Genomic DNA, 15293 nt, shown 5'->3' with positions numbered 1-15293 from the left:
GACGCCGCCTTTCTGAAAAAAGGCAGCACCCAAAAACTTTTCTTGTTTTTTCTCAATAACTTGTTTTCAAACAATCTCTTATCGCCCGGCATTCTTCAGCAGGGTGCGGGCATCGGGGATGCAGCGTGGCGCGGGTGGGGCATCCTTGCGCGTCATGTCGGGCTGGTCCGTACAGGCGATAATGAGTTCAACCGCCTGGCGCGCGCGCTCGCGCCTGCGCCGCGACGGGTGCATCAGGTTGTTCAGGATCATCAGTTTGCCGTATTTCAGCGAAATCGACATATCCTGCACCTGCTCACGCGATAAGGCGCCGTCCTGCACACGACTGAGCAGGCCGCCTTCAGCCATCGCATAGGTCGTGACCAGCAGATAGCTCTGCACATCGGGGGGCAGGTGATTGACGTCCCTTACCTGCCCATGACAGGCAGCGAGGATACAGCACCCGGCCATGGCGATGGCCGACATGCGGAGTTGCCTGAAAATACTTTTCATCAGGCCCCGAGCCTAGCACGTTCCCCCACTCCATGGGCAAGGATATCGGATGACGCCCCCTTGAAACATGTCGCCCTGTAATTCTTGGTACTTCTTGTTCCTGTGTCACCTGTTTCCTGCGCCCACCCCGAATGGGCGGGCCCACAGATTGGCTCAGGCATAAAAAAAGGCGGGTTCCGGCATATGCCGGAACCCGCCCTTTGCAGATTATCTCGCCACGATGCGTGATCGAAGGATCAGGCCGTGGGAGGTGTCTTCGATTTTTCCTGTTCCTTGAGGACATCAAGGATATCCTGCAACAGGATCTCGCTGCGCGGCGGCGGCGGGGGAGCGGCGGGTGCGGCGGCTTTCTTTTCGGCAAAGCGGGAGATGATGCGCACCACCCAGAAAATTACAAAGCCGATAATAATGAACTGGATCACGGCGTTAAGGAAGACGCCAAGATTGAGCGTCACCGCCCCGGCCTTCTGCGCCTCCGCCAGGGTCGGCATGTGGGGACCACGCAGGGTGATGAACAGGTTGGTAAAGTCGATCCCCCCGATCAGCAGGCCAAGGAACGGGGTGAAGATGTCCTTCACCAGGCTGTTGACGATTGCAGTAAAGGCCGCGCCGATGATTACACCGACCGCGAGGTCCACCACGTTTCCGCGCATCAGGAACGCACGAAAATCCCCCAGCCAGCCGGGAGCATGAATATCGGGCACATGCAGATGCGTAGGCTTTTGCGCCATCTGTGTCTTCCTCTTTTGAAAACTATTCTGCAACCTGTCTAACAACCCCCCGCCACATTTACGACAGGGGAAATGACATACTGTCTCGACAACAGTAAAAGTGATGCTTACGGGTGACAGAATTTCACAAGTTGCGGGGATATTGTAACGCCACGGATACATGCGCGATGCAGGGGGGCCGATACAGAATGGCCAGATCGCGCGGCAATCAGATGTTGATCGGGCGGGCGTCCTCGTCTATACGCCTGCGAAACTCCTGCCCCGGTCGGCATCGGGGCCATTCAGCACGAAAGTCTGTGAACATGAAGTCCGGCATCCACCCCGACTACCACGAAATCACCGTCATCATGACCGATGGCACCGAGTACAAGACACGCTCCTGCTATGGCACGCCCGGCGCGACGCTGCGCCTTGACGTCGATCCGAAGTCGCATCCGGCGTGGACAGGCGTGCAGCGCATGCTCGACACCGGGGGCCAGGTTGCCAAGTTCAACAAGAAGTTCGGTGGCCTGGGCCAGCGCAAGAAGGGCTGAGGCACACCAGGATTCCTTCCTGCGTATATCAGCTTGCCTGTCAGTCCATGAATGCCCGGCCCTTGAAAAAGGCGCCGGGCATTTCCATTTCCAGGGGGTCGCGATGCCGATGTCGGGTCGCGATGGATACCGACATGATCGTGGTCCGCCCCCCGTGGGGGACCACATGACAACAGGCCTTGCTCATATCCAGGAGGTTTTTCATGAGTTACGATTTTGCCCCCCTGTTCCGCAGCGCGATCGGGTTCGACCGTCTGGCGCAACTTGTGGATACAGCGGCACAGAACCCCGTCAGCCCGTCCTACCCCCCCTACAACATCGAAAAGGTGGCGGAGTCGCGCTATATGCTGACGATGGCGGTGGCAGGATTCGGCCCCGATGACATCGAACTGACGGTACAGGACAACACGCTTGTGGTGGCGGGACGTGTGACGGGCGGACAGCCCGACCGTGAAATCCTGTATCGTGGAATCGCACGGCGCGCCTTCGAACGCCGCTTTGTGCTGGCTGACCATATCGTGGTGGAAAATGCCAACCTCGATAATGGCCTGCTCTGCATTGCGGTGCGCCATGTCGTTCCCGAAGCCCTGAAGCCACGCCGCATTCCCATTTCGTCAGGCACCGCCACCCCGGCCCCGGGCGCCCAGACCCCGGACACCCTGACGCCCGGCAGCACTGACGAAGGAAACGCAGCCACCGCCGCACCGCAGTCACACGCCCCCTTCGCATCAGCGTCAGGCACAACAACAGCGGACCATGCGGGCACATCGCGCCAGGCGGCCTGACCCATATCCGCCCGGCACCAAGCCGAGGGGGGAGGCTGCATGCAGCCTCCCCTTTTTCGTGTCTGGTGTGCCTGCCCTGTCTGGCTTTGTCTGACTCGCTTTGTCTGACTCGCTTTGTCTGACTGGCTTTATATGACTGGCCTGTCCTGATGGGTCGGATCTGGGGTATGCCCTGTGGGTCGATCACCTGTGGGTCGGTCAAATGAAATGGTGCCACATACGCATACGGCCCTTGACCTTTTGGGTGCGTCACCTTCATATCCCTTGCTTCAAGTGCTTTTGTTTTTTGCGCGCCAGCAGGCACGCACGATGCCTTCCACGGCATTGACGATTTGCCCTTCTTTCCAAGGTGCCTGCGCGTGGCGCCATCACACGCAGTAGGACCTGTTTTGCAATGAACGCTCTGCCCCTTATGCCCAAGGCCACCGCAGTGTGGCTGATTGAAAAGACTGCGCTGACCTTTACCCAGATCGCTGAATTCTGCGGCATGCACCCGCTTGAGGTACAGGCCATCGCCGATGGTGAAGTGGCACAGGGGATCGTGGGTTATAACCCGGTGAAGAACCATCAGGTGACGCAGGCGGAAATCGAACGCTGCGAAAAGGACCCGGCCCAGCGGCTGAAGATCCTGCCCGCCCCCAACCCGATCCACCGCCGATCCAAGGGCGCGCGCTATACCCCCGTGGCCAAGCGTAACGACCGCCCGGATGCGATTGCATTCCTGCTGCGCAATTTCCCGCAACTGTCGGAAGTGCAGATGGTCAAGCTGCTGGGCACGACCAAGGACACCATTGAAAAGGTCCGCAGCCGCCAGCATTGGAACAGCCCGAACATCAAGCCACGCGATCCGGTCATCCTGGGCCTGTGCAGCCAGACCGACCTGAATGCGATGGTGACGGCAGCAAACGAACGCCTCGCCCGGGAGGGACAGGCCGTGCCGCAGCCCATCGAACTCGACAACGATCCGATCTGATCTGATTTCCGCCCTGCGTGCCCCGGTCCCTGCCGCCAATACAGCAGGGACCGGCTGGCCCGTAAGGTTCAGCCCCGCACGCTGAGCCGCTCTATTTCTTCCTTGAGCCGCAGTTTTTCGAGCTTGAGTCGCATCAGTACCCGCTGGTCGGGCATTGGCCGCCTGTCTTCGTCAAATATCTGGTCATCCAGACGGGCGTGACGGGTCTTGAGGCTGTTGATACGCGCTTCGTACAGCATGGAATCTCCTCCAGCATGTTTGGCTACGACGGGGTACGCTAACGCAAGCGGCACGCCATATGCCATGACAAAATCCTGCATGACGGCGAATTCGCCATCATTTCGTTTTTTGCCTGCAATGTGCTTAGGATGGCGTCATGTTCATGTGCTGGATGGAGCGCCATGCTGACAGACCGGGATACCCTCCTTCGCAAGCTGCACGAACTGCGCAGCGAGCATCGCGACCTTGACACCGTCATCAGCCGGATGGGCGAACACCCAGTGGACCGGTTGCAGATCCAGCGCCTCAAGAAGCGCAAGCTGCTGCTCAAGGACGAGATCATGTGGCTTGAAAGTCGACTGATCCCCGACAGCATTGCCTGATCGCGGCGTTTCGCCTATCTGCCGCGGGCATGATCCTTTTCCCCGCCCGAAAGTCGTGAAAGTACAGACGCCGTGACCAATTCCCCCGCCCCTTCCTCCCCCCGGAACAGCGCCGTGCGCGTGGGCCTGATCATGGGCAGCCAGTCCGACTGGGAAACGATGCGCCATGCCGCCGCCGTGCTGGAGGCGCTGGACATTGCCCATGAAATCCGCATCGTATCGGCCCACCGCACGCCCGACCGTCTGGCGGATTATGCCCGCACGGCGCGGGCGCGGGGGCTTTCGGTCATCATTGCGGGTGCGGGTGGGGCCGCACACCTGCCGGGCATGTGCGCGGCATGGACCAGCCTGCCGGTGCTGGGCGTCCCTGTTGAATCCCAGGCGCTCAAGGGCATGGACAGCCTGCTTTCGATCGTACAGATGCCCGGTGGCGTGCCGGTCGGAACCCTTGCCATCGGCAAGGCCGGGGCAAAGAACGCGGGGCTGCTGGCCGCTTCCATCCTCTCGCTTGGCGATGGGGCGCTGGCCACCCGGCTGGAGGACTGGCGCGCAGAACAGACGGACTCCGTCGCGCAGGAACCCGTGACATGAAACCGCTTTGCCCGAACGCCGTCCTTGGCATCGTGGGGGGCGGCCAACTGGGGCGTATGTCGGCCATTGCCGCCGCCCGCCTTGGCTTTCGTGCCCACATCCTGACGACCGAGGCCGATGGCCCTGCCGCGCAGGTCGCGCATGCCGTGACCATCGGGGCCTATGACGACCATGATGCGCTGCGCCGCTTTGCCACTGCGGTCGATGTCGTGACGTTCGAGTTCGAGAATATCAGCGCCGACGGGCTGGACCTGCTGTCCTCGCTATGTCCGGTGCATCCGTCGGGCCGTATCCTGCGCATCAGCCAGGACCGCATCGCGGAAAAGACATTCCTGCGCGATGCGGGCATCCCGCTGGCCCCTTTCCACCTGATTGAGACCGGCTCCGACCTTGCCGTCGCAGCAGAGACACTGGGCTATCCCTTCATCCTCAAGACCACGCGCCTGGGCTATGATGGCAAGGGACAGGCGCGCATCCATACGCCCGAAGACCTTGCCCCCGCCTTCGCCCGCCTGTCGCCCCATCCACTGGTGGCCGAAGGCATGGTCGATTTCGCCTGCGAGGTCAGCGTGATGGTCGCGCGCAATGCCATGGGCGAGGTCGTGGCGTTCGATGCGACGGAAAACCGTCACCGCAATGGCATCCTTGACCTCAGCCTTGCGCCGGCGCGTATTCCCGCCGGACTTGCCACGCGCGCGCGTGAACTGGCGACGGACATCGCCCGCGCGCTCGACCTGATCGGCATCATGGGGGTGGAGATGTTCGTCGATCGCCATGGCGGGCTTCTGGTCAATGAAATTGCGCCACGGCCGCATAATTCAGGGCATTGGACAATGGATGCCTGTCCCGTGGACCAGTTCGAGATGCATGTCCGCGCTGTAACCGGCCTGCCGCTGCCGCCTGCGACACGGCACAATGATGCGGTGATGAAAAACCTGATCGGGCCGGATGACATGGCGCTGTGGCCCCGGATCATGGCGACGCCCGGCCTGCTGGCGCATCATTATGGCAAGGCGCAGGCCCGCCCCGGGCGCAAGATGGGGCATGTCAATGTGCTGTTCCCGCATGGGGGACTGCCTGGCGAATTCGGGGTGGAAGATGCCCTTGGCCCGCTGGCGTCCCCTATGGAGGTTGATGGGGATGCTGATGGGCATGATGTCGGTGGGGACCAGGGGGAACACTCCCCCTGAAGGCCGGCGGCCGGTCCGGCATTTGTAAACCGGGCATGCAACATGCATGCCACCCATGAAATACCGGCTGCGGGATCACCGATTATCGTCGGCGATCAGCCCCATCCGGCGAAAGCTGATGCTGCGCCCGTTCCCGACCACGAAATGATCGTGCAGGTGGATGCCCATGACACTGGCCACCTGCTGTATATGCAGGGTCATCTGGATATCCGTGGCCGACGGCATGGGATCGCCACTGGGATGGTTATGCGCAAGGATCAGGATACGCGCATCAAGGTCCAGGGCGCGGCGCATGACCTCACGCGGGTAAACCGGCGCCTGGTCCACGGTGCCAACCCCCATGACGCGGTCCTCGATCAGGCGATATTCCGCATCGAGGAACAGCACCCGGAACTGCTCCGTACAGTCATGCGCCATGACTGCCTGCAGGTAATCCACAATACGCCCGTGCCCTGACAGGGCGTCGCCATGGCGGACATAGGCACGGTGCATGCGCAACGCCGCCTCGCGCACCGTGGCGATCATGGGTGACAGCAGCGGGTGGGTACCAAGCACCGCATCAAGGTCGTGCGGATGGGCCGACAGCGCCATCCCGGCGGAACCGAAACGGGCCAGCAGGATATCAAGCAACATGTCGATATCCGCATTCCCCGGTTCCAGCGTACACAGCACATGACGCAGCAATGCCCGGTCGTCCATTTCCCCGCCATCGCCGGCGTCCCCCCATGGGGCGGAGGCTGTATCATGTCGGGGGGCATAAGTTCCCATTTGCGGGTCGATCCGTAAATGTCGATAAATTCGCGACAGACAGCCCGACAACAGGGCATAGTAAGGTCCAATAATCGATAACAGACGGAGGTTACATACCCGTATGAATTTTTCCGCTCCCCCCGCCCCGCGCAATGCGGTCCTGTTCGACCTTGATGGCACGATCATCCGATCACATGATGGCATCATCGAATCCATCCATGCCGTGCTGCGCGACCTTGGGCATGAACCCGACCTGTCGATTGACCTGACATGGGTGGTGGGGCCACCGCTGCGCGATCTTCTGGCACATATCCTTGCCCATTACGGCGATGACCGCGTGGATGAGGCAATGGACCTTTACCGCAGGCATTACGAAGGCGGCGGCATGCGCAAAAGCCCGGTGTTCGACGGGATGCGCCATGTGATCGAAAGCCTGCATGCGGCGGGGACGCGGCTGTTCATCGCCACGTCGAAACCCCGCTACCTCGCGCGCAAGATCCTGCATCTGCGCGACCTGTCGCAATATTTCGACGGGATGTCGGGCGCACGTGCGGATGACAGCGGCGCGGAAAAACCCGAACTGATCGCGGCACTGCTGCGTGAACATGATGTCGCGCGCAACCATGCGCTGATGATCGGGGATCGCCGGTTCGACATCACCGGCGCGCATGCAAACCATGTCCGCGCGCTTGGCGTACTCTGGGGATATGGCGGGCATGACGAACTGGTTGCCGCAGGGGCCGACGCACTGGTCAGCCAACCTGGCGAACTGCTTGAGGCAATCGACACGCAGTTCCGCCTGATGGCGAAACACGCCGCCTGATCCCTACAGCATCTTTTCCCGACGCAGGGAGGTCCAGCCCCCGTCCCCCGCGATGATGCAATCATGCATCACCGTGGAAAGGAGGCGGCCATGGGCCTCCACCTGCCGCATGACGGTGGCCGCGTCCTCCATCTGTCGCGTGGTGGGCGGGACTGTCCCGCCATCCCACACCACCACCATCGAAACCGCATGCAGATGCAGCACACGTTGCAGGATCGCACGGCACATATCGGCCGCAGAACCATCCGCCACCCGTTCATCCCCCACAAGGCGGTTCGTCGCATCAAGCAGCAGGATCGTCACCTGCCCGCGTCCGCCCGGCGCAGGCACCCCCGCCATGGCCGCGCGCGTGGTGGCATAATGGGTCCAGGCCGCATGCAGGTCATGAATATAGGGCTGCGGCCTTGCATCCCCGCGGCACAGCCGTCGCGCCACCAGCGCGGGCAGCCCCAGCACGGAACAGGCCCGTGGCCCCACGCCCGCCGCGCGCAGTTCATCTGGCCCCGCCGCCAGAACGGCGCACAAAGAGCCGAAACGCGCGATAAGATCCTTGGCCATCGGTTTGGTGTCACGTCGCGGAACCCCGGCGAAAAGCAGGACCTCCAATATCTCATAATCCGCCAGCGACATCCCGCCCGCGGTGCGTATCCGCGCACGCATGCGGGCGCGATGGCCACCGGGGCTGCCTGCGCCACCGCCTATACGCGCCACCACGTCTCTTTCACCATCACTGCCTTCATCGACCCCATCATGGCCGATCACACACCCATTCCACAATGATGCGGGTCCGGTGCGCGTGGTCATGGCCTGCCGGGACTGACATTGCTATAGATAACCGCGTGATGGACAGTCTTTTCCCCCCCGACCACGTTCCCCCCGAACGTGCGCCCGATTACCTTGCCCGGCTCAACCCGGAGCAACGCGCCGCGATCGAAACGACGGACGGCCCGCTGCTTGTCCTTGCCGGTGCGGGCACGGGCAAGACGCGCGTGCTGACGACGCGTTTTGCCCATATCCTGCTGTCGGGTCGCGCGCGACCGAACCAGATCCTTGCCGTGACCTTCACCAACAAGGCCGCACGCGAAATGCGTGAACGAGTCGCCGGTCTGCTTGGCGCGCCGGTGGAGGGGCTGTGGCTGGGCACGTTCCATTCCCTGTGCGCGCGCATGCTGCGCCGCCATGCGGAATATGTCGGACTGTCGGGCAGTTTCACCATCCTTGATACCGACGATCAGGTCCGCCTGCTCAAACAGGTAATCGAACCACGCCATATCGACACCAAACGCTGGCCGCCGCAGGGAATCATGGGCGTCATCCAGCGGTGGAAGGACCGTGGCCTGACCCCATCACGCGTCAGCAAGGCAGAGGACTGCGACTTTGCGGATGGTAAATGCCGCGAGATCTATGCCGATTACCAAAAGCGCCTGATCCAGCTCAACGCCTGTGACTTTGGCGACCTGATGCTGCACATGACCGAAATCATGCGCACCCATCCCGATGTACTGGCGCAGTATCACCGGTTCTTCCGCTATATCCTGGTTGATGAATACCAAGATACCAACACGATCCAGTATCTGTGGCTGCGCCTGCTGGCACAGCGGGGGGAGGGACAGGCCAACATCTGCTGCGTGGGGGATGATGACCAGTCGATCTATTCCTGGCGCGGGGCAGAAGTGGAAAACATCCTGCGCTTCGAACATGATTTCCCCGGCGCCCACGTCGTCCGCCTGGAGCGTAACTACCGCTCCACCCGGCAGATCCTTGGCGCGGCGTCGGGCCTGATCGCCCATAACGAGGAACGGTTGGGCAAGACGCTGCACCCCGGGCGCGAGGATGCGGAGGGCGAGAAGGTGCGCGTCATCTCCGTATGGGATTCCGATGACGAGGCCCGCATGGTGGGCGAGGAGCTGGAGCGCCTGCACAATGACGGGCATCCCCTGTCGGAATGCGCGATCCTGGTCCGTGCGGGGTTCCAGACCCGCGCGTTCGAGGAACGGCTGATCACCATCGGCCTACCCTATCGCGTGGTTGGGGGGCTGCGCTTTTACGAACGTGCCGAAATCCGCGATGCGCTGGCCTATATGCGTGTGCTGTCACAGCCATCGGACGACCTTGCGTTTGAACGCATCATCAACGTCCCGCGCCGGGGCATCGGCAATACCGGCGTGCAGAAACTGCACCTGCATGCCCGCGCGCGCGACATTCCCCTGACCGCCGCCGTGCTGGAAATGCTGGCGACGGGCGGGATCAAGGGACGCGCGCGCGAACATCTGGCCGCCCTGATGAAATGTTTCGGGCAATGCCGCGAGGATCTGGCGCGCGAAGGGCACGTGGTCGTGGTCGAACGCCTGCTTGAGGAGAGCGGCTATCTCGACATGTGGAAGGCGGACAAGTCACCCGAGGCGCCGGGACGTCTGGACAACCTCAAGGAACTGGTGCGCGCGCTGGCGGATTTTGAAACGCTGGGCGGCTTCCTCGAACATGTGGCGCTGGTGATGGAGACGGAGGAAAACGCAGGCAACGAACGGCTGAGCATCATGACCCTGCATGGGGCCAAGGGGCTGGAGTTCGATACCGTGTTCCTGCCGGGATGGGAGGAAGGGGTCTTCCCCTCGCAACGCACAATGGACGAAGGGGGCGCCAAGGGGCTGGAGGAAGAGCGCCGCCTTGCCTATGTCGGGATCACGCGCGCACGCCTGCGCGCGATCATCAGCCATGCGGCCAACCGGCGTATCTATGGCAACTGGCAGTCCGCGATTCCCAGCCGCTTTGTGGAGGAACTTCCCCCCGAACATGTGGACACCATCGGGGATGCGACCCGTGCCCGCCATAATGGCGCGATGCGCAGCCCGGTATTCGGGGCCACACCATTCCCGGTCGTGGCGCGCCGCCGCGCCGTCACAGACGCAACGTCGTCCGGCGATACGCCATCGCACAAGTCGGCCTTTCGCGTTGGCGCCCGCGTTTTCCATCAGAAATTCGGATACGGCACCATCGCGTCCGTAGAAGGCACCCGTCTGGAGGTCGCGTTTGAAAAAGCGGGCACCAAGCGGGTGATCGACACTTTTGTTGAGCAGGTATCATGACCATTCCCCCCCGCCGCCACGCCACCGAACTGGAGACCATTGCGGTCACTGTCCCGCCAGAGGCCGTGGAAGCCTATGAAAATGCGCTTTCCATCGTCTGCGCGACCATCGGCATTTTCGAAGTGGACGACGCCCAGACCGCCTGGCGGGTCGAAGGCGTGCGCGATATAGGTTCGGGGGAGGACGAATTGCGCACCGCCCTTGTGCTGGCGGCGGCGCTGACGGGGGTGGATGTCCCGCTTGAACGCACCCCCACCGAATCCGAAGGGTGGCTTGCCCGCACTTACGAGGCATTTCCCGAACAGACGGCAGGCCGCCGTTTCGCCATTCGTGGCACCCACCTTGAACCCGGTGCGAACCCGCAACGCATCACCCTTGTGCTTGACGCGGGCGTTGCGTTCGGATCGGGGGAACATGGCTCCACACGCGGATGCCTGCGCGCGCTGGAAATGATCGCCCACCGGCGGCCACGCCGCATCCTCGACCTTGGCTGCGGGTCGGGCATCCTTGCCATGGCGGCGGCGGCGCTGCTCAAACGCCCGGTACTCGCGACCGATATCGACCCATGGTCGGTGCGCGTCACACGGCGCAATGCGCGGATGAACGGCCTGTCGAACCTCGTATCGTGCCATCTTGGCAACGGGTGGCGTACGCCCGCCATCCGGCAGAACGCCCCCTATGACCTGGTGTTCGCCAACATCCTTGCCCGACCGCTCTGTTCAATGGCGGCCGAGCTTGCGCACAACCTGCTTCCCGGTGGCACGGCCATCCTGGCCGGGCTGCTCGATACACAGGTGCGCATGGTGCTGTCCGCGCATCACAGGCAGGGGCTGGTGCTTGAACATCGCCTGCGCGAAGGGGACTGGGCCACGCTGATCCTGAGGAAGCCAGATGTCTGACCCCGATCCCGCCATCCATATCCGGCCCGCGACCCCCGACGACATCCCCGCGATCGTGGACATCATCAACGATGCCATCCGCAACAGCACGACATTATGGGAAACACGCGAAACCACGGTGCCGGTGCGCCTCGACTGGCTGCGCGACAGCAATGCGCAGGGGTTTCCCATTCTGGTCGCGGTCACGCCCGAAGGGACCGTGGCGGGATATTGCAGCTGGAAGACGTTCCGCCCGTTTTCCGGCTATGCCCATACGGTTGAACACTCGATCTATATCGCACCGGCGTTCAAGCGACGTGGCATCGGCAGCCTGCTGCTGGGCCATCTGTGCACGCTTGCGCGCAATTCGGATGTGCATGTGATGGTCGCGGCCATCACCGCATCGAACACGGCCTCACGCCTGCTGCATGAACGTTTTGATTTCCAGCCCGGCGGCATGATCCCGCAATGCGGGACAAAATTCGGCAGGTGGATGGACCTGATGTTCCTTTACAAGCTTGTCCCCAACGACTGACTGCCATCATGGCCACGACGCGCCTACGGCCCCTCTGCGCCCCTGTATTTCCTTCTTTTGATAAACGGAGCCACGTTCCATGACGGATGCCCCCACCCGCCTTCACGCGTTACGCGAAACCCTGCGACAGGCCAGCGTCGATGGCTTCATCCTGCCACGCGGGGATGAACATCTTGGTGAATATGTCGCCCCCTGCGCCGAACGCCTGGCATGGCTGACGGACTTTACCGGCAGTGCGGGCATGGCGACGGTGCTGATGGAACGCGCGGCGGTCTTTTCCGATGGCCGTTACACCACGCAGATGGAACATCAGGTCAATGGCCTGTGCTGGGAACGGCTGCACCTGCGTGAAACACCGCCCGCGCAATGGCTGGCGCAGCACGGGGCGAATGCACGCATCGGATACGACCCGCGCCTGCTGAGCGAAAATGCGTTGCTGCCATTCGTGCAGGCAGGCCTGACGCTGGTGCCGCTGGCGCATAATCCGGTGGACGCCATCTGGACCGACCGCCCCCTGCCGCCCTGCACGCCGTGCCTGGAACAGCCCCTTGAACATAGCGGCACCGACAGCGCGACAAAGCGCACGACACTCGCGGCGCAGTTGCGCGACTCGGGCGAGGACTGCGTCGTGCTCAGCGATCCGGCCTCCATCGCGTGGCTGCTCAACATCCGTGGCAACGATGTCCCCTATACGCCGCTCAGCCTGTGTTTCGCCATTGTCCATGCCGACGCCACCGTTTCCCTGTTCATCGACCCGGTCAAGCTGACGACGCGCACGCGCGAATGGATGGGTGAGGATGTGCGCACCTTCACCCCCGACGCCCTGCCCGCACAGCTTGCAGCACTTGCGGGGCGCCGGGTGCAGGTGGATCCGGCAGCCAATTCCGTGTGGTTCATCCAGACGCTGGAACAGGCAGGGGCGACCATCATCCGCGCCACCGACCCATGCACATTGCCCAAGGCGATCAAGAACCCGGTGGAGCAGGAGGGCGCGCGCCGTGCCCATGAACGCGACGCGGTGGCTGTCTGCCGCTTCCTGCACTGGCTTGATACCGAAGGTGTCGGCACCGGGGAACTGGAGGCGACACAGCGCCTTGATGCGTTTCGCAAACGCTGCATGGATTACCGCGAGGAAAGCTTTCCCGCCATTTCCGGGTCTGGCCCCAATGGCGCGATCATCCATTACCGCGTCACCCCCGAAACCGACCGCATCCTGCGCCATAACGAGGTGTACCTGATCGACAGCGGGGCGCAGTACCCTTATGGCACGACGGACATCACACGCACGGTATGGACCGGCCCGGAACAGCCCGACGACGATGTCTGCGACGCATTTACCCGTGTCCTGCGCGGTCATATCGCGCTGGCGCGGGCACATTTCCCGTACGGCACCACGGGGCATGCGCTTGACGCGCTGGCGCGCCAGGCATTGTGGGAAGGCGGTCTGGATTACGACCACGGCACCGGCCATGGAATCGGCAGCTACCTGTCGGTGCATGAAGGGCCCTGCAATATCTCCACCCATTACCGGCCCGTCGCGCTGGAGGCGGGGATGATCGTCTCTGACGAACCGGGATATTACCGTCCCGGCGCGTTTGGCATCCGCCTTGAAAACCTGCTGCTGGTGCAGCCTGCGGTCACGAATGGGGAAAGCCGCCGCTTTCTGGCGTTCGAGGTACTGACCCTTGCGCCGTTCGATCGTCGCCTGATTGCGGTGGACATGCTCAACAGCACCGAAATCGCATGGCTCGACGCCTATCATGCACGGGTTTTTGAACAGGTGGCCCCACATCTGGACAAAGTCGGCCAGACATGGCTGGAGGCGGCATGCGCACCGCTGCGCGCCAGATAATGTGACTATGAATATGGCCCCGGAAGGCGGTGATGGAATTGTCACATGCCGGTCTGGGGCCTAGGACTTTTTACCAGTTCCGACGCAACTGGATCCGGTAACGATACGCGGAAACAGCCAAGCCGGTGCGCAACCTGACCCGCAGTCAGGTGCAAGCACGATAGGGAGACGTTCAAAATGTCCGCAGAAAAAACAATTCCCGCCACCCTGATCCCCGGCGATGGGATCGGCCCCGAAATTGTTGACTCCGTCATCGAAATCCTTGACGCCGTCGGCGCACCGTTCAAGTGGGAGAAGGCGCTGGGCGGGGTGTCCGCCCTTGACGCCACCGGCAGCCCGCTTCCCAAGGAAACAATCGAAAGCATCCGTCGCACCGGCCTCGCGCTGAAGGGTCCTCTGACCACCCCCGTCGGTGGTGGCTTCAAGTCCATCAACGTGACACTGCGTCAGGAGTTCGGTCTGTTCGCGAATGTTCGTCCCACAAAGACGATCGTGCCGGGTGGCCGCTTTGACAAGATCGACCTCGTGATCTTCCGCGAGAACCTTGAAGGCTATTACGCCGCGCTGGAAAACTACATCCCGGTCGGTGATGACCCGCACGCCATCGCGACAAGCGCCGGCTACACCTCACGCGCGGAATGCAATCGCATTGTCCGCTATGCTTTTGAATATGCGGTCAAGAACAACCGCAAGCGCGTGACGCTGGTGCACAAGGCCAACATCCTGAAGCTGCTGACCGGCCTGTTCCTGGAAGAAGGCCGCAAGGTCGCAAAGGAATATGAAGGCCGCGTCGAAGTGAACGAACGGATTGTCGATGCCTGCGCCATGCAGTTGGTGACGGACCCGTGGCAGTTTGACTGCATTGTCACCACCAACCTGTTCGGGGACATCCTGTCCGACCTGACGGCGGGTCTTGTCGGTGGCCTTGGCCTCGCCCCCGGTGCGAACATCGGCGAAAAGGCTGCCGTGTTCGAAGCGGTCCATGGTTCCGCCCCCGACATCGCGGGCCAGAACAAGGCCAACCCGACCGCACTGCTGCTGGCGGCGAACATGATGCTGCAGCATGTCGGCCGCAAGGACCTTGCCGACCGCATCGACAGCGCCATCGCAAAGGTCATCACATCCGGTGCGGTGCGCACGGGCGACCTGGGCGGCAAGGCGAGCACGACCGACCTGACGGCCGCCCTGAAGCAGGCTCTGGTCTGATCCATCGACCATCCCTGCAACGGCTCATGCCGTTGCAGGGTATGAAAGAAGGGCCGTGGCGTCATCCGCCACGGCCCTTTTTGCATTTCTGGCAGGAACGGCAATAAGAAACGGCCTGAATAACCCGCCGATCAGGAATGATGATTTTCTTGTATGACGCCAGTAGGTTGTTTGAAAACAATCCCTTGATAAAAAATAAGAAAAGTTTTTGGGTGCCGCCTTTTTTTTTCAAAAAGGCGGCGTCTTCTGAAGCTTTTTAGAAAAAG

General features: G+C 62.1%; 17 protein-coding genes. 12 read left to right on the top strand and 5 right to left on the bottom strand.

Annotation, left to right across the window (positions count from 1 at the left end):
- Positions 1 to 78: 78 nt before the first annotated feature.
- Positions 79 to 465: a hypothetical protein gene (locus tag B7G66_RS05890; RefSeq protein ID WP_003618332.1), complete on the bottom strand. Its 387-nt coding sequence runs from the start codon at positions 463 to 465 to the stop codon at positions 79 to 81.
- A 263-nt stretch (positions 466 to 728) separates the two neighbouring features.
- Entirely contained in the window at positions 729 to 1223 is a 495-nt protein-coding gene (gene mscL / locus B7G66_RS05885) for a large-conductance mechanosensitive channel protein MscL (RefSeq protein ID WP_003618329.1), read from the bottom strand.
- 302 nt (positions 1224 to 1525) lie between these two features.
- On the opposite strand from mscL, the gene rpmE reads away from it, so the two are divergent.
- The 3 genes from rpmE to B7G66_RS05870 all read left to right on the top strand — a co-directional run bounded on the left by rpmE (position 1526) and on the right by B7G66_RS05870 (position 3514).
- Positions 1526 to 1756, top strand: coding sequence for a 50S ribosomal protein L31 (gene rpmE, locus B7G66_RS05880; protein ID WP_003618327.1), 231 nt, complete (start codon positions 1526 to 1528; stop codon positions 1754 to 1756).
- A gap of 203 nt (positions 1757 to 1959) precedes the next feature.
- Positions 1960 to 2541 (top strand): Hsp20 family protein, encoded by a 582-nt coding sequence (locus B7G66_RS05875; RefSeq protein WP_003618323.1) that lies wholly within the window; start codon positions 1960 to 1962, stop codon positions 2539 to 2541.
- A 394-nt stretch (positions 2542 to 2935) separates the two neighbouring features.
- The gene (locus B7G66_RS05870) at positions 2936 to 3514 is read left to right on the top strand and encodes a DUF1013 domain-containing protein (RefSeq protein WP_040510500.1); all 579 of its coding nucleotides are present in this window, start codon (positions 2936 to 2938) and stop codon (positions 3512 to 3514) included.
- A 68-nt stretch (positions 3515 to 3582) separates the two neighbouring features.
- On the opposite strand, the gene B7G66_RS05865 is transcribed toward B7G66_RS05870, so the two are convergent.
- Complete coding sequence (locus tag B7G66_RS05865) at positions 3583 to 3753, bottom strand: YdcH family protein (RefSeq protein ID WP_064504908.1); 171 nt, start codon at positions 3751 to 3753, stop codon at positions 3583 to 3585.
- 162 nt (positions 3754 to 3915) lie between these two features.
- Here B7G66_RS05865 and B7G66_RS05860 point away from each other — a divergent pair, with 162 nt between their 5' ends.
- The 3 genes from B7G66_RS05860 to B7G66_RS05850 all read left to right on the top strand — a co-directional run bounded on the left by B7G66_RS05860 (position 3916) and on the right by B7G66_RS05850 (position 5897).
- Positions 3916 to 4116 carry a YdcH family protein gene (locus B7G66_RS05860; RefSeq protein WP_003618318.1) on the top strand — a complete coding sequence of 67 codons (201 nt, stop codon included), beginning with the start codon at positions 3916 to 3918 and terminating at the stop codon, positions 4114 to 4116.
- Positions 4117 to 4248: 132 nt separating this feature from the next.
- Positions 4249 to 4707 carry a 5-(carboxyamino)imidazole ribonucleotide mutase gene (gene purE / locus B7G66_RS05855; protein WP_048858915.1) on the top strand — a complete coding sequence of 153 codons (459 nt, stop codon included), beginning with the start codon at positions 4249 to 4251 and terminating at the stop codon, positions 4705 to 4707.
- The gene (locus tag B7G66_RS05850; protein ID WP_003618315.1) at positions 4704 to 5897 is read left to right on the top strand and encodes a 5-(carboxyamino)imidazole ribonucleotide synthase; all 1194 of its coding nucleotides are present in this window, start codon (positions 4704 to 4706) and stop codon (positions 5895 to 5897) included. The genes purE and B7G66_RS05850 overlap by 4 nt, the downstream gene beginning before the upstream one ends.
- Before the next feature lie 75 nt (positions 5898 to 5972).
- Here B7G66_RS05850 and B7G66_RS05845 read toward each other — a convergent pair whose 3' ends face one another.
- A complete protein-coding gene (locus B7G66_RS05845; protein ID WP_003618313.1) occupies positions 5973 to 6665 on the bottom strand; it encodes a JAB domain-containing protein in 693 nt (230 codons plus the stop codon).
- A 103-nt stretch (positions 6666 to 6768) separates the two neighbouring features.
- On the opposite strand from B7G66_RS05845, the gene B7G66_RS05840 reads away from it, so the two are divergent.
- Complete coding sequence (locus tag B7G66_RS05840) at positions 6769 to 7470, top strand: HAD hydrolase-like protein (protein ID WP_003618310.1); 702 nt, start codon at positions 6769 to 6771, stop codon at positions 7468 to 7470.
- Between the two features lie 3 nt (positions 7471 to 7473).
- Here B7G66_RS05840 and B7G66_RS05835 read toward each other — a convergent pair whose 3' ends face one another.
- On the bottom strand, positions 7474 to 8274 hold the full coding sequence (locus B7G66_RS05835; RefSeq protein WP_003618308.1) for a JAB domain-containing protein: 801 nt from the start codon (positions 8272 to 8274) through the stop codon (positions 7474 to 7476).
- A gap of 38 nt (positions 8275 to 8312) precedes the next feature.
- On the opposite strand from B7G66_RS05835, the gene B7G66_RS05830 reads away from it, so the two are divergent.
- From B7G66_RS05830 to B7G66_RS05810, 5 genes are all read left to right on the top strand, one after another.
- Complete coding sequence (locus tag B7G66_RS05830) at positions 8313 to 10556, top strand: ATP-dependent helicase (protein WP_003618305.1); 2244 nt, start codon at positions 8313 to 8315, stop codon at positions 10554 to 10556.
- Positions 10553 to 11455: a 50S ribosomal protein L11 methyltransferase gene (locus B7G66_RS05825; protein ID WP_003618301.1), complete on the top strand. Its 903-nt coding sequence runs from the start codon at positions 10553 to 10555 to the stop codon at positions 11453 to 11455. The genes B7G66_RS05830 and B7G66_RS05825 overlap by 4 nt, the downstream gene beginning before the upstream one ends.
- Positions 11448 to 11969, top strand: coding sequence for a GNAT family N-acetyltransferase (locus tag B7G66_RS05820; RefSeq protein WP_003618298.1), 522 nt, complete (start codon positions 11448 to 11450; stop codon positions 11967 to 11969). Before B7G66_RS05825 ends, B7G66_RS05820 begins: the two co-directional genes overlap by 8 nt.
- A 79-nt stretch (positions 11970 to 12048) precedes the next feature.
- Positions 12049 to 13821 (top strand): aminopeptidase P family protein, encoded by a 1773-nt coding sequence (locus tag B7G66_RS05815; RefSeq protein WP_003618295.1) that lies wholly within the window; start codon positions 12049 to 12051, stop codon positions 13819 to 13821.
- Between the two features lie 177 nt (positions 13822 to 13998).
- The gene (locus B7G66_RS05810) at positions 13999 to 15027 is read left to right on the top strand and encodes an isocitrate/isopropylmalate dehydrogenase family protein (protein WP_003618293.1); all 1029 of its coding nucleotides are present in this window, start codon (positions 13999 to 14001) and stop codon (positions 15025 to 15027) included.
- The last annotated feature ends 266 nt before the right edge of the window (positions 15028 to 15293 follow it).

Source organism: Novacetimonas hansenii JCM 7643, assembly GCF_000964405.1.
GTDB lineage: Bacteria > Pseudomonadota > Alphaproteobacteria > Acetobacterales > Acetobacteraceae > Novacetimonas > Novacetimonas hansenii.
This window is presented reverse-complemented; position numbering and strand designations above follow the sequence as displayed.

Excerpts from the sequence above, each read along its gene's own strand:
- rpmE (WP_003618327.1), top strand. The coding sequence starts at position 1,526 with ATGAAGTCCGGCATCCACCCCGACTACCACGAAATCACCGTCATCATG.
- B7G66_RS05835 (WP_003618308.1), bottom strand. The coding sequence starts at position 8,274 with ATGACCACGCGCACCGGACCCGCATCATTGTGGAATGGGTGTGTGATC.
- B7G66_RS05830 (WP_003618305.1), top strand. The coding sequence starts at position 8,313 with ATGGACAGTCTTTTCCCCCCCGACCACGTTCCCCCCGAACGTGCGCCC.
- B7G66_RS05850 (WP_003618315.1), top strand. The coding sequence starts at position 4,704 with ATGAAACCGCTTTGCCCGAACGCCGTCCTTGGCATCGTGGGGGGCGGC.
- B7G66_RS05815 (WP_003618295.1), top strand. The coding sequence starts at position 12,049 with ATGACGGATGCCCCCACCCGCCTTCACGCGTTACGCGAAACCCTGCGA.
- B7G66_RS05820 (WP_003618298.1), top strand. The coding sequence starts at position 11,448 with ATGTCTGACCCCGATCCCGCCATCCATATCCGGCCCGCGACCCCCGAC.
- B7G66_RS05860 (WP_003618318.1), top strand. The coding sequence starts at position 3,916 with ATGCTGACAGACCGGGATACCCTCCTTCGCAAGCTGCACGAACTGCGC.
- B7G66_RS05875 (WP_003618323.1), top strand. The coding sequence starts at position 1,960 with ATGAGTTACGATTTTGCCCCCCTGTTCCGCAGCGCGATCGGGTTCGAC.
- B7G66_RS05845 (WP_003618313.1), bottom strand. The coding sequence starts at position 6,665 with ATGGGAACTTATGCCCCCCGACATGATACAGCCTCCGCCCCATGGGGG.
- B7G66_RS05810 (WP_003618293.1), top strand. The coding sequence starts at position 13,999 with ATGTCCGCAGAAAAAACAATTCCCGCCACCCTGATCCCCGGCGATGGG.
- B7G66_RS05840 (WP_003618310.1), top strand. The coding sequence starts at position 6,769 with ATGAATTTTTCCGCTCCCCCCGCCCCGCGCAATGCGGTCCTGTTCGAC.
- purE (WP_048858915.1), top strand. The coding sequence starts at position 4,249 with ATGGGCAGCCAGTCCGACTGGGAAACGATGCGCCATGCCGCCGCCGTG.
- B7G66_RS05890 (WP_003618332.1), bottom strand. The coding sequence starts at position 465 with ATGTCGGCCATCGCCATGGCCGGGTGCTGTATCCTCGCTGCCTGTCAT.
- mscL (WP_003618329.1), bottom strand. The coding sequence starts at position 1,223 with ATGGCGCAAAAGCCTACGCATCTGCATGTGCCCGATATTCATGCTCCC.
- B7G66_RS05825 (WP_003618301.1), top strand. The coding sequence starts at position 10,553 with ATGACCATTCCCCCCCGCCGCCACGCCACCGAACTGGAGACCATTGCG.
- B7G66_RS05870 (WP_040510500.1), top strand. The coding sequence starts at position 2,936 with ATGAACGCTCTGCCCCTTATGCCCAAGGCCACCGCAGTGTGGCTGATT.
- B7G66_RS05865 (WP_064504908.1), bottom strand. The coding sequence starts at position 3,753 with ATGCTGTACGAAGCGCGTATCAACAGCCTCAAGACCCGTCACGCCCGT.